General features: G+C 25.7%; 16 protein-coding genes. 3 read left to right on the forward strand and 13 right to left on the reverse strand.

Going from position 1 to position 12,324, the window contains the following annotated elements; translation table 11 throughout:
* Nucleotides 1–10: 10 nt before the first annotated feature.
* The 11 genes from VLM92_RS08785 to VLM92_RS08835 form a co-directional block, all read right to left on the reverse strand.
* Nucleotides 11–310 carry a hypothetical protein gene (locus tag VLM92_RS08785; protein ID WP_325275966.1) on the reverse strand — a complete coding sequence of 100 codons (300 nt, stop codon included), beginning with the start codon at nucleotides 308–310 and terminating at the stop codon, nucleotides 11–13.
* Between the two features lie 148 nt (nucleotides 311–458).
* A complete protein-coding gene (locus VLM92_RS08790; RefSeq protein ID WP_325275967.1) occupies nucleotides 459–965 on the reverse strand; it encodes a 3'-5' exonuclease in 507 nt (168 codons plus the stop codon).
* Between the two features lie 66 nt (nucleotides 966–1,031).
* Entirely contained in the window at nucleotides 1,032–1,478 is a 447-nt protein-coding gene (locus VLM92_RS08795) for a hypothetical protein (protein WP_325275968.1), read from the reverse strand.
* 188 nt (nucleotides 1,479–1,666) lie between these two features.
* A complete protein-coding gene (locus VLM92_RS08800; RefSeq protein WP_325275969.1) occupies nucleotides 1,667–2,755 on the reverse strand; it encodes a murein hydrolase activator EnvC family protein in 1,089 nt (362 codons plus the stop codon).
* Between the two features lie 18 nt (nucleotides 2,756–2,773).
* A complete protein-coding gene (ftsX, locus tag VLM92_RS08805; protein WP_325275970.1) occupies nucleotides 2,774–3,670 on the reverse strand; it encodes a permease-like cell division protein FtsX in 897 nt (298 codons plus the stop codon).
* Nucleotides 3,654–4,340, reverse strand: a complete 687-nt coding sequence (gene ftsE / locus VLM92_RS08810) for a cell division ATP-binding protein FtsE (protein WP_325275971.1) — start codon at nucleotides 4,338–4,340, stop codon at nucleotides 3,654–3,656. Before ftsE ends, ftsX begins: the two co-directional genes overlap by 17 nt.
* 184 nt (nucleotides 4,341–4,524) lie before the next feature.
* The gene (locus tag VLM92_RS08815) at nucleotides 4,525–5,478 is read right to left on the reverse strand and encodes a S8 family peptidase (RefSeq protein WP_325275972.1); all 954 of its coding nucleotides are present in this window, start codon (nucleotides 5,476–5,478) and stop codon (nucleotides 4,525–4,527) included.
* 67 nt (nucleotides 5,479–5,545) lie between these two features.
* On the reverse strand, nucleotides 5,546–6,733 hold the full coding sequence (locus tag VLM92_RS08820) for a hypothetical protein (RefSeq protein ID WP_325275973.1): 1,188 nt from the start codon (nucleotides 6,731–6,733) through the stop codon (nucleotides 5,546–5,548).
* Between the two features lie 152 nt (nucleotides 6,734–6,885).
* Nucleotides 6,886–7,131, reverse strand: a complete 246-nt coding sequence (locus tag VLM92_RS08825) for a hypothetical protein (RefSeq protein ID WP_325275974.1) — start codon at nucleotides 7,129–7,131, stop codon at nucleotides 6,886–6,888.
* Nucleotides 7,132–7,253: 122 nt separating this feature from the next.
* Nucleotides 7,254–8,270, reverse strand: a complete 1,017-nt coding sequence (locus VLM92_RS08830; protein WP_325275975.1) for a 3'-5' exonuclease — start codon at nucleotides 8,268–8,270, stop codon at nucleotides 7,254–7,256.
* A 139-nt stretch (nucleotides 8,271–8,409) separates the two neighbouring features.
* A complete protein-coding gene (locus VLM92_RS08835) occupies nucleotides 8,410–9,270 on the reverse strand; it encodes a tRNA 2-thiocytidine biosynthesis TtcA family protein (protein ID WP_325275976.1) in 861 nt (286 codons plus the stop codon).
* Between the two features lie 238 nt (nucleotides 9,271–9,508).
* On the opposite strand from VLM92_RS08835, the gene VLM92_RS08840 reads away from it, so the two are divergent.
* Genes VLM92_RS08840 through VLM92_RS08850 form a run of 3 tightly spaced genes read left to right on the forward strand, consistent with a single transcriptional unit; the run spans nucleotide 9,509 to nucleotide 10,373 of the window.
* A complete protein-coding gene (locus VLM92_RS08840) occupies nucleotides 9,509–9,718 on the forward strand; it encodes a spore coat associated protein CotJA (RefSeq protein ID WP_325275977.1) in 210 nt (69 codons plus the stop codon).
* A complete protein-coding gene (locus VLM92_RS08845; RefSeq protein ID WP_325275978.1) occupies nucleotides 9,718–9,984 on the forward strand; it encodes a spore coat protein CotJB in 267 nt (88 codons plus the stop codon). The genes VLM92_RS08840 and VLM92_RS08845 overlap by 1 nt, the downstream gene beginning before the upstream one ends.
* Nucleotides 9,985–10,010: 26 nt before the next feature.
* On the forward strand, nucleotides 10,011–10,373 hold the full coding sequence (locus VLM92_RS08850; RefSeq protein ID WP_331681730.1) for a manganese catalase family protein: 363 nt from the start codon (nucleotides 10,011–10,013) through the stop codon (nucleotides 10,371–10,373).
* A gap of 56 nt (nucleotides 10,374–10,429) precedes the next feature.
* Here the strand turns inward: VLM92_RS08850 and VLM92_RS08855 are convergent, their stop codons facing one another.
* A complete protein-coding gene (locus VLM92_RS08855) occupies nucleotides 10,430–11,872 on the reverse strand; it encodes a recombinase family protein (RefSeq protein ID WP_325275979.1) in 1,443 nt (480 codons plus the stop codon).
* A complete protein-coding gene (locus VLM92_RS08860; protein WP_325275980.1) occupies nucleotides 11,844–12,002 on the reverse strand; it encodes a hypothetical protein in 159 nt (52 codons plus the stop codon). Before VLM92_RS08860 ends, VLM92_RS08855 begins: the two co-directional genes overlap by 29 nt.
* Between the last annotated feature and the right edge of the window lie 322 nt (nucleotides 12,003–12,324).

Consider the following 12,324-nt stretch of genomic DNA (forward strand, 5'->3'; position numbering starts at 1 on the left):
AACTTTGGACTTATTTGCATATTTTCACCCCACAATTTGAAAGCAATTCTTGAATTACACCTTCAATTTTAACAATATCAATTATATCTATGCCAATAGCATCTTCTATATTTACATGTGCTTTTTTAATATTATATTGATTTATGAGAGTTATCATAAATTTTCTTAAATAATTTAATTTATTTCCTATATCAAAAGACTTTGGAATTATTATTTTATCTTTAATTATCTCTGTTTTATTTTGGTTTTCTAATTTAAATATATTAAATTCTATTTTATCTATAAATATATCAATATCCATAAAAATCATAATATCAACCCCCCAAAAGGATTTTTTCGTCTATTATATATTATGAAATCATGTTTGCTTTAACCACTAAATATAATTAATTTTTTATTTTATATTTGTTATAATTATTCACATATAAACAAAAATAAGTGTAAAATTTACACTTATTTTAATTATCGTCTTTTATTTTTAAAAATAATTTTGCTGTAGCCAATGTATCACTATCTGCTCTATGAGCATTTTTATTTTCTATATTGTAATATTCACATGCCGTTTCTAATTTTTTATTTTTACCTTTATACGTTTTACTCTTCTTTAATAGTTCTAATGTACATATATGTTTATCTATAGTCTCTAAGTTTAATTCTTTAAGATAATAATTTAAAAATTTTAAATCAAACTTGGCATTATGAGCTATTATAGTTCTATCACCTATATAATCTCTAAATCTAGGTAATACAGTTTCTATTCCTTCTTCATTTACAACCATTTCATTAGTTATGTTTGTTATCTCTGTTATAAAATATGGTATTATTGATTTTGGCTTTATAAGCCTAGAATAATTTTTAATTATTTTATTGTCAATTATTTCAGTAATACCTATTTCTATTACTTCACATCCTTTGTATGGATCAAGCCCTGTTGTTTCTAAATCTACAACTACATATTCCTTCATTCACTATCTCCTTAAGCTTTAATTGATTTATTATATTATAATTCAATTCGTTTAATCATTACAATCTTACATATTTATAAATTCATATATTTTATCTGTCACTTTATTTAATCCATTTTCAGTTTCACTCATCTTCTCTTCAGCGCTGTCTCTAAATTCATCTATACCTTTACTAGTATTATCTATTTTTTGATCTAATTTTCTTATTTTTACACTAATTTTATTTATCGAATCTTTTGAAAAATCCATTTTTTTATCAACTTCATTCATTTTAGAACTTGCGGCATCTACTTTTTTAGAAAACTCATGTGGTAAATCATCTGCTTTACTTAATTTAGAATCTATTCCAAGTTTACTTAATTTATCTTTTATGCTCTTCTCTAAATCTATACTTGATTGAGATTCTTTTTCTGTTGTACTTTTTACTCGTTGCATTGGTGCAACATTATTATTTGAACATCCAGTTAAAAATATTAAAGCCGTTATTGCCATTGTCATATATATTTTTTTCATGTCATGTCTCCTTTATTACTATATTTTATTTAGAATTCTAACCATATTATACTCTTTTTTTTGCTCCTTGTACATTAATTTAATTGTCTCACTTCCATTTTAAAATTCACCCTGAGAATACACAATTATACTTTTATACTCAAAAAAGAAATACCTGCTATATAAAATATCATATAACAGGTACTTCTTTATATTATATATGGAACTGGGTTGGTATGTTTTCCATTTATTCTTATCTCAAAATGTAAGTGTGGACCAGTAGATCTTCCTGTTGATCCAATTTTAGAAACAACTTGTCCTTTTTGAACTCTTTGACCTACTGAAACTAATAATTTACTATTGTGAGCATATAATGATACTTTTCCATCATCATGTTGTATCATAACAGTATTACCATAAGTCCCTTGAACTCCTGCATATATTATTGTTCCATTATCTATTGCTACTGCTGGAGTTCCATTTGGAGCTGGTATATCTATTCCTGTGTGCATTTTTTGAATGTTTAAAACTGGATGTAATCTATATCCATATGGTGAACTTATTCTACTATATCCTGGTACAGGCCAAGAACCGCTAGATATTATCACTCCATCTAAGCTATCGTCAGAATTTATTCCATTTTCAGCTTCTTGCCTTGCCGCACTTTCTGCTGCTAATCTTTCTATCTCACTTTCTAAATCATCTTCCTCTGTTTCTAATTCTCTTTTTAATGCTTCTAACTCGCTTTTATCAGCTTGTACTGTTTTATTATCTTGTTCTAACGCTACCTTAAGTTCTTCTTGTATTTCCTTTTTAGCATTTAAATCTTGTTCTTTATTTTCAACTTCAGTTTTATTGTCATCTAATTCTTTTAATATTTCTTTATCTTGTTCTACAACTTGTTTAACTATATAAATATTATTGAAAAATTCCGATAAAGAAGTGCTACTTAATATAACTTTTATATATCCCATAGAGTAATTGCTATTAATAGCTTTTAACCTTTTTCCTAAAGCTTCTTCATTTTTCTCAATATTATTTTCTAAATTTTCAATTTCTGATTTAGTTGTAACTATTTCCGAATCTAATTTTTCTATTTTATCATTAGTAGTATCTATATTTTTTTCAATTTCTTCTATCTTAGAATCTAAATCTTTAATTTTAGCTTCTAGTGTTGTTTGCTCTTGTCTATTTTCATTTAATTTTTCATCTAAATTATTTTGTTCATTATCTGCATATATAACATTTGTAGTAAACAATACTATACAAGCAGTAATTACTGATATTATTTTTTTCACTCAATCTTCCCCCTATTTTTACACTTTCAAATGTTTCTTTACAGATACAATGCTTCCTAAAACACCAACACTTATACCTGTTACAACTAAAACTACTATAAGAGATGTTGATATACTAGTTAAAGGAAGTACAGCATTTCCCATGACAGAATTTATAAGTTGTCTTATTTTTTCTAATATATATCCATACATTCCTATGCAAGCTCCCACTGCTAAAAATGATCCGAAAATTCCTATAGTAAATCCTTCTACTATGAACGGTGCTACTACAAAACTATTGCTTGCTCCTACATATTTCATTATTTGTATTTCTTCTTTTTTACTATATACTCTACTTTTTATTGTATTTGATATTATTACTAAGCATATTAGAAGTAATCCTATTATCAATACTCCACCAAATTTCTTAACAGTATTTGATATATTTAAGAAATTTTGCATTATATCCTGATAATATTCTACGTCACTAACTCCACCTAACTTTAGTATTTTATTAGATATAGATTTTATATTTTCTGGATTATCTATTGTAACAACATAATAATCGTCTAATGGATTTTCTATACCATCTAAAAGATATGCATCTTCTCCCCAACTCTCTTTCATGTCTTTGAAAGATGATTCTTTTGTTTTATATTCTATATTTTTTATACCTTCAATTTTACCTATATTAATTTTCAAATCAATTCGTGTATCATAATCTATATCTGCTTCTACAGATACTCTAACTTCATTAATTTCATCTTTTGTAGTCTTAATAAACTGATTTATATTTAAAACTATAGTAAGTACTATTCCAAGTATTATTAATGATGCTGTAACAGAAATTGTCGATATAAAACTCATTGTTTTATTATGAAAAATTCCTTTAATTCCTTGTTTTAAACTATATAAAAATTTAGACACTAACTTCATATAAATCCCTCTTCGTATCTCTAACTATTTTTCCTTTTTGAATTTCTACAACTCTTTTTGGAAATAACTTTAAAATTTCAATGTCATGAGTTGCCATTATTATAGTAATCCCTTCTGCATTTATATCATTTAATAATTTCAATATTGCTATAGAATTATCTATATCTAAGTTCCCTGTACATTCATCTGCTATAACTACTGATGGCTTATTTACTATAGCTCTAGCTATACCTACTCTTTGACATTCACCACCTGATAATTCTGTTGGATATTTGTTGTATTTATCTGCAATCCCTACCTTGTGTAATACCTCCATTACTCTAGGCCTTATATGTTTAGGATTTGTTCCTACTACTCTCATCGCTATCTCAACATTTTCAAACACTGTTTTCTCTTTTAATAATTTAAAATCTTGAAAAATAACTCCTAAATTCCTTCTGTAATTATGTATTTTATTAATTTTTATTTTTGTAATTTCTTCCCCTAATACGGAAATTCTTCCTGATGATATTTTTTCTTCTCTAGTTAATAATTTAAGCAACGTAGATTTTCCAGCACCTGAGTGACCTACTAAAAATACAAATTCTCCTTGATTTATACCTAAATTTATATTATCTAATGATTTGTTACCATCGTCATAGACTTTATCTACATTAGTAAACTTAATCAATCTTTATCACTCCATCTTTTCTTTTTCGTTAATTTTTTCTTAAATTTTATATTTATTCTTTAATTATACACAATTTCGCCATTTTTTGTAACCTTTTTGTAACTCAAATTGTAAAGTTTTATTCAATATACAAAAAAATCTCTTTCATATTCAATATTTAACTTTGAATATGAAAGAGATTTTTTTAATATTTCACCTTTCCTTTATTTTTTAATTGTAGCAAATAAACTAATCCATTACCTTGTACTGCACGCGAATATTGTAATAGTTTTGTATGTTTAATTAATTGTGCATATAATTCTTTTTGATTTAAATCTCTTTTAAATTCTTCTTTAGACCAATTTTTAAGTAATGCTAAGCTTCCACTTACATGAGGTGTTGCCATACTAGTTCCACTTAGTATTGCAAATTGATTATCTGGATAGGTTGAAATTATATCTACTCCCGGTGCCACTACATCTATAACTAAATTTGCATTACTAAATTTTGCTGGAACTCCTTTTTTGTCTACAGCACCTACAGATATTACTTCTGGATATGCAGCTGGATATGAGTATTCAAAATCATCTGCATTTCCATCACCGTCATTTCCTGCTGCACAAACCACTAAAATATTTTTATTTATAGCTTCTTTTATAGATTTTTGTAATTTTTCACTATCTTGTGACATTCCCAAAGACATGGATATTATATCTACCTTTTGCTCAATAGCATAATATATAGCATTTACTACCCAATTCAATTTTCCTGAACCGGTTCTATCTATAGCCTTTAGCACATATATCTCAGATTTAGGCGCTACTCCCATTATAGTATTACTTTTGCCATTTGCTACAATAGTTCCTATTACATGAGTCCCATGACCCACTCTATCTATAACTATATTTGGATTTTTATCATCTTCATCTGTAAAATTTCTTACTACAAAAATATTATCTTTTAGGCTCTCATGATGTATATCACATCCAGAATCTATCACAGCAATTTTTACACCTTTACCCTTAGTTGACTCTTTCCATAGGCTTTTTGCTTTTATCATTTCTACTCCATATGGAGTCTTTGATTCTCTTCCTCTAACTTGGCTGTTTATTGTAAAAGGTAACAACTTAACATTTATATCATCAGATTTATTTTTCATCAATATCACTCCAAAATTTGTTCTATATTTAATTATATATATTTGGAATGATTCTGGTGATTATTTATTAATTACTTATCTCTAAAGGCATTTTATTTTTCTTTTTTAGGTAATAATTAATATTTTCTAATATGTTTTTTTCATTGATTCCTCTTATGTCTAAATCATATATGTAAATTTCATCTTTATCCTTTAACTTATATATACCTTGTACTATTTTTTCATCTTCTATAATCACATCTAAAGTTGCTTGTGACATTAAATAATATGTTCCTACCTTTCCCTTTTGGTCCTGATCCCACTCTCCAACATATTTATATAAATCACATGTATAAGTACCTATACCATCCTTTTTACCTTTTTTAAAATCTCCTTCGTATATACTTTTATCATAATATGTATATCTGCCTATTCCTTCAAATAAATCATCTTTAAAATTGCCCTCATAAATTTCCTTATTTCTATATTTTAGTATCCCGCTGCCTCTTTTGCACCCATATTTATACTCACCTTCATATATATTTCCTTCTATATCTGTATAACATCCATGGCCATGGAATACATTATCTTTAAATTGACCTATGTATTTACTTTTATCTTTAAACTTATACTCGCCTTTTCCATTTATTTTCCCTTTGCTAAATTCACCTTCATAAAAATCTCCATTTGATTTTATTAACTTGCCTTCTCCACTTTGTAAATTATCTTCCCACATACCGATATACTTACTCCCGTCTTTATAATATAAAACTCCTTTACCTTGTTTTTTATTACTTATAAAGTACCCTTTATATATATCTTTATTTTTATATGTGTACATTCCTAAGCCTTCTAATAATCCATTTTTAAAATCTCCACTATACACAGAACCATCACTATATATATACTTGCCTACACTGTGCATTTTATCATCTTTCCAAAGTCCTTCATATCTTTCTTTGTTTGAAAATATACATATACCAAACCCATTTCTCTTTCCATTTATAAGTTCTCCCTTATATATCTCTCCATTATCATATTTACAAACTTTTTCTCCATTTAAGTTATAGCTTTGTTTATTTCTTTTGCTTGCGTCATTAACTTCATTTAAATTTATATTTACTATATCATACTGTCTCGTCATACCTCTTTTATTTTTAAAATTATTTTTTCTTGAATTAATAATAAATTTTATTATAACTAATAAAATAAAAATTGCTGATAAAAATATAAATACACCTAATATTGTCATAACATAATCTTTTATCTGTTCCATATTAAATATTTCCCCTTCCAATTTTATATGATATTTATGTTTATGCTTATTCATCTTTATTTATAAATATAAAATCAATAATTTTTAACACAAAAAAAAGCGAATTATTTCATTCGCTCTATTAATTATTCAATAATATTTTCATATACTTTTTAAAGTTCTTTTATATTCTCCCTTATTATATCATCTTTATAAACTTCTTCGTATTGATTGTAACTTAGTATTGAACATTCTATTTCATCTAATTTATTTTTTATAGATTCTAACCTGTCTTCTTTATAACTTACTTCCATATAGACTTCTTTATTAAAATTACTTTTACTTCTTTTATTTTTTACAAACATAATCAATTCATTTAAACATATATTTTTACTACAAATTTTATCTAGTATATACATATTGAATTCCCCTTTAAATGTGACTAATCCATTTTTTCAATATATTTATTATAAATATATATACGATATTTTTCAATATTTATGACTCTTTTAACTTAAAAAACTATCGACATAATAATACATCAACAGCTTTTTTCTAAGAAATAACTAAGTTCTATATTTTCATAACTCAGATCTTCATCAAATAATTTAACTATATTTTTAAATTCTTCATTATATTCTTCTTTATTTAATTTATACAACATCAAATCTTCTATTAAATCTTTCATATCAAAATATAAATTTTCTAACAAATAAAAATAACCTGATTTTATATCTTTAATTTTATCTATAGTATCAAATTTTTTGTTTATATCTCTCAAAATGTCTATATTATATATATCTATATTTTGTATAGATTCTAAATATATACGTACAGTTTTTATCACTTCAATAGATATATAATCCTCATTATAATTCTCTTCATTTTCATAAAAACTATTTGTATATTTTTCAAAGCTCTCTTCTAATTTTTCATTCATAATAGTAAATGGAGCTCTTATAATGTCTTTTATTATTAATATATCTCTAATATTTTCATTATTTTCTAAAACCTCATCTAAAACATATAAATTGTATGCATCATACAATGGGTCATGTGCATCTCCTTGAAATTCTACATTTGCACATTTTAATAAGTTTTTTAAGGATATATAATTCATGCATTTTATTCCATAATCTAAATATTTATATTTTATATCTACAAATAAATTTTTAATGTTATTTATAAACCTAGGATGATTATACTTTTGCGCACTTTTCTTATCCGTATTATTAAAGCAAGTTAAATCTAAGCTTCCAAAAGTATATATTCCTTCTATTTTAGAAAATGTACCTAACCATTTTTTAAATTTCCTCATTACTTCTTCATACGTAGGCGCTTTTTCTAAATCTTCTTGTTTTATTTGTGTCAATTCTTCTATATGTGGATAAATGTATGTATTACTTACAGGTTTGATTAAAGATTTAAATTCACCTATTTCTCCCGTATTAGTATCATATTGTATTGCACCTATTGCTATTATATCTGCATTTAGCATATCCCTTTTACTTTTATCACTCGGCATATTCATTTCAAAGTCTATATATATTTTTTTCAATATAAACCATCCCCTTCTAAGTACCTCTAATTATATTCTATCATTTTATTTTGAATTTTTTCAGATATATTTTAAAGTATTAAAAAAAACGATGATAAAATTAAACTATCATCGTTTTTTGATTATCTAAAATTTTAATTTATTCATGATTTTCCATAAAAGAGTGTTTTATTCCATCTTTTTGCCATCCTAGTATTGAATCTATATTTACATTTTCAGCTGCTTTAAATATAGATTTTTCTACATCTTTAAAGTTTGTTTCTAGGCTTTTTATTAAGTCTTTTATTTCATATCTCTTATTTCCTGTTTTCTTAGCTGCTACCATACAAGCGCAATTCAGTGGCCATATTCCACTATTTTGTATGAATCTAACTATATGTTCTTCTCTTATATAATATAATGGTCTTATTATTTGTATTCCATCAAAATTTGTAGAATTTAGTTTTGGTAGCATTGTCTTAAAATTGCCTGCACATAATAAATTGAGCATTGTAGTTTCTATAACATCATCATAATGATGCCCTAGAGCAAGTTTATTGCATCCTAATTCTTCTGCTTTAGAATATAGGGCACCTCTTCTCATTCTTGCACACATATAACAAGGATAGTCTTTTGCTATTTCATCTGCTATTTCAAATATCCTTGAATCAAATAAGTGTATTGGTATATCTAAGTACTCGCAGTTATCTACAAGTAATTGTCTTATATCTTTATGATACCCTGGATCCATAGCTATAAATTCTATATCAAAATTTACTTGTCCGTGTCTTTTTAATTCTTGGAACATTTTAGCCATAAGTAAACTATCTTTTCCTCCAGATATAGCTATAGCGATTTTATCTCCTTCTTCAACTAAATTATAATCTCTTATTGCTTTTATAAATTTAGACCATAAGTTTTTTCTATATTTTTTTATAATACTTCTTTCTATTTCTTTTAATGGCTGCCTTTCATCAAAAGGTACTATAATTTCACAGCCTCTTCCTGCTAAATCACTCATTCTTTCACCTCTTTTTTATGGGAACATGCAAATTATTTTATCATAAGTGCTATTACTAATTCAAGTAATACATAAATTTATTATAATACAATCTATAATTTTATTTTGTTACTTTTTCCGCTTTATTATTATTTTATTTATAGCATAATATTTTTTATTTAAAGGAACTATTTTGGCATGTACGAATACTATGTTATTAGATAGACATTATCTAGATTTAGACAAGGAGGATTATTAAATGCAAAATGACAGCAGAGGTTTTACTAAAGAATGTGGAGATTCTTTAGCTAGACCATATATTAACAATCAAACTTTTACAAAAATGTATAATACTTCAAGTGCTTTAAAACATGGTACTATATTTCCAGAATTATTCTTACTTGATTCTTTAATGTACAACAAAGAATTATATTCTACACCTAAAAAAATGAATGGAGGTAGAAGATAATGAGAAATGAATCTAGAAATGAACTTTTAACAAAAGTTCAAGAACTCAGTTTTGCATGCTTAGATATGAATTTATATCTAGACACCCATCCAGATGATAAAAAAGCTATTAATACTTATAACTCTTTATGTTCTCAGTTTATACAAGCTAAATGTGCTTATGAAAATAAATATGGTCCATTAACAAACTTTGGTTATTCACCAAGTAAATATCCTTGGCAATGGGTATGTAATCCTTGGCCTTGGGATAAAGAGTTTAATAATTAAATAATTATTGGGGAGGATTAGAATTTATGTGGATATATCAGAAAACATTACAACACCCTGTAAATCTTAAGAGTGGTGATTTACAAATGGCTAAGTACCTAATCACTCAATTTGGTGGACCAAATGGAGAATTGGGAGCAGCTATAAGATATTTAAGTCAAAGATACACTATGCCTACAGGAAAGTCTCGTGCACTTTTAACTGATATAGGTACAGAAGAACTTGCTCATGTAGAGGTAATTGCTACTATGGTTTATCAATTAACTTATGATGCTACACCAGAGCAGTTAAGAAAAGCAGGGCTTGGCTCTAGCTATGCACAAAATGGATTTGGAATTTATCCATCTGAAAATAAAGCAATATATACCCATCATTTTCTTATAACTTAAAGATAGGTATATATTATAAAAACTTATCTAATTGATGAATAGATGAATCTAAATAACTATACATTTAATTCTAAGTCTATTTTATCAGATCCTATTACAATTCTATTTATAAGTTCTTGTAATATCTTTTTCTTTTCCAAGTTATTTGCATTGTCATATAAATAATCAAACTTCTTGTACTTTTCTAATATATACAAAGCATTAGGAGTAGATTTTTCTAATATTTCAAGATTATATTTATTTTTATCTAGTTGTTCTTTTAATTCCAGGACTTCTTTTGTTAGCTTTTGTATTAAATTATTAATTATCTCTATATCCATAGAGCTTTCTCCTATAAAAATTTTTTCCATCTCATCTGTAGCTTTATTAATAGCTCTATTTTTTTTTATGATATTTTTAGTGATATCCTTAATTGAATTTTTAATTTTTTCTTCACTTTCTTTTATATCTAGACTATATTGTTGTTCTAAAATTTCAATAGATAGATCTTTCATTATCTCTTTAATTTTTCCTTCTATTTTGGGTTCTATTTTTGTGCTAATATAATTCTTATTTATCTTAGCCTTTGTATTCTTACAATAATTACATCTATAAGAAGGTTTTTTCTTACCTTTTACATTTACATAATCAATATGTAATTTTCTTATTTTCTCATCATTACATCTATGCCATAGTAACCCTTCTAAAAGTGCATCACTTTTATTAACATGTTTAGTAGTTCCTTTTGTTCTTCTATCTCTCATTATTTGTTGTGCTTTATTAAATATGCTATTATCTACAATTCTTAATTCTGGTATCTCTATAAGTTCATCTTTATATTTCTTTAAACCTATGTATATAGGATTATGAAGCAACTTTAGTATCTTTTGTCTATTGAATTGTTCCCCTCTCTTATTTATTCCTTTTTCTTTAAATATCTCTAGCACACCAGATATTCCCTCTGCTATATATAACTCAAATATCATAGAAACTATTTTACTTTCTTCTTCATCAATTACAAGTTTTTTATCAACTACTTTATATCCAAAGTTTGGTGTTCCCCCTTGATGAAATCCTTGTCTAACTATTGCTAATTTTCCATTTTTTACTCTTTCACTTATCTTTTTTGATTCATATTCAGACATCCACATTTTAATCGAACTTATTAGGCTATCAGTATCATTTCCATTATTTATAATTCCCTCTGTAACTGATACTATCGTAACACCACATTCATCAAGTAAATTAATAAATCCTACTAGTTCCATACGTCTTCCTATTCTGTCTAAGTTAAATATAATAAGTGTATCTAATTCCTGATTCATAGCCATAGCCTTTATTTTCATTAAACCTACTCTATATTCTAATCGAGTTTTGAATCCAGATACTGCATCCTCTTCTATCCATTCATCTACTACTATTCTATTTTCATTTATATATTTTTCTATAGCTATTTTTTGAGATATATTATCTTGAAGTATTGAACTAAATCTAGTTAGTACTACAGTTTTCTTTCTCATTTTTTACTCCTTCATTTCTTTCAATTCTTTTTATTATATTAGTAAATATTGTGTACAATATATCTTTATCAATCTTATTTTTTCCATAAGATATCTTAATAGGCATGTCGTCAAGTTTAATATTTTTCATTTTACCTCCTCATACATTAAAAGCTTATACTGTAAAGTATGAAAAGTATTTAATAGCTGTGTATGTCCTATAATTACTTGTTTACAACCTATCACTTAACTATTTATGAAATGTAAAATAAATAATAAAAAACAACCTATAAATAGTCCCCGATTTATAAAAAATTATTTTTGTTTATTCAAATTTATCATGCAATGTTGAAATACAAAAAGGCTGTTGGAGAATATCCAACAGCCTAATTTTATCAAAATAAATTACAAATAAACCTCTACAAAATCTAAGATATATTAATATAACCAAAATATATTTAAATGGGAATTGT

The organism is Romboutsia sp., assembly GCF_035470145.1.
GTDB lineage: Bacteria > Bacillota > Clostridia > Peptostreptococcales > Peptostreptococcaceae > Romboutsia_D.

What these genes read in the sequence shown, in the direction of transcription:
- VLM92_RS08785 (WP_325275966.1), bottom strand. Translation starts at nt 310, where the DNA reads ATGATTTTTATGGATATTGATATATTTATAGATAAAATAGAATTTAAT.
- VLM92_RS08790 (WP_325275967.1), bottom strand. Translation starts at nt 965, where the DNA reads ATGAAGGAATATGTAGTTGTAGATTTAGAAACAACAGGGCTTGATCCA.
- VLM92_RS08795 (WP_325275968.1), bottom strand. Translation starts at nt 1,478, where the DNA reads ATGAAAAAAATATATATGACAATGGCAATAACGGCTTTAATATTTTTA.
- ftsX (WP_325275970.1), bottom strand. Translation starts at nt 3,670, where the DNA reads ATGAAGTTAGTGTCTAAATTTTTATATAGTTTAAAACAAGGAATTAAA.
- VLM92_RS08815 (WP_325275972.1), bottom strand. Translation starts at nt 5,478, where the DNA reads ATGAAAAATAAATCTGATGATATAAATGTTAAGTTGTTACCTTTTACA.
- VLM92_RS08820 (WP_325275973.1), bottom strand. Translation starts at nt 6,733, where the DNA reads ATGGAACAGATAAAAGATTATGTTATGACAATATTAGGTGTATTTATA.
- VLM92_RS08825 (WP_325275974.1), bottom strand. Translation starts at nt 7,131, where the DNA reads ATGTATATACTAGATAAAATTTGTAGTAAAAATATATGTTTAAATGAA.
- VLM92_RS08835 (WP_325275976.1), bottom strand. Translation starts at nt 9,270, where the DNA reads ATGAGTGATTTAGCAGGAAGAGGCTGTGAAATTATAGTACCTTTTGAT.
- VLM92_RS08840 (WP_325275977.1), top strand. Translation starts at nt 9,509, where the DNA reads ATGCAAAATGACAGCAGAGGTTTTACTAAAGAATGTGGAGATTCTTTA.
- VLM92_RS08845 (WP_325275978.1), top strand. Translation starts at nt 9,718, where the DNA reads ATGAGAAATGAATCTAGAAATGAACTTTTAACAAAAGTTCAAGAACTC.
- VLM92_RS08850 (WP_331681730.1), top strand. Translation starts at nt 10,011, where the DNA reads ATGTGGATATATCAGAAAACATTACAACACCCTGTAAATCTTAAGAGT.
- VLM92_RS08855 (WP_325275979.1), bottom strand. Translation starts at nt 11,872, where the DNA reads ATGAGAAAGAAAACTGTAGTACTAACTAGATTTAGTTCAATACTTCAA.
- VLM92_RS08860 (WP_325275980.1), bottom strand. Translation starts at nt 12,002, where the DNA reads ATGAAAAATATTAAACTTGACGACATGCCTATTAAGATATCTTATGGA.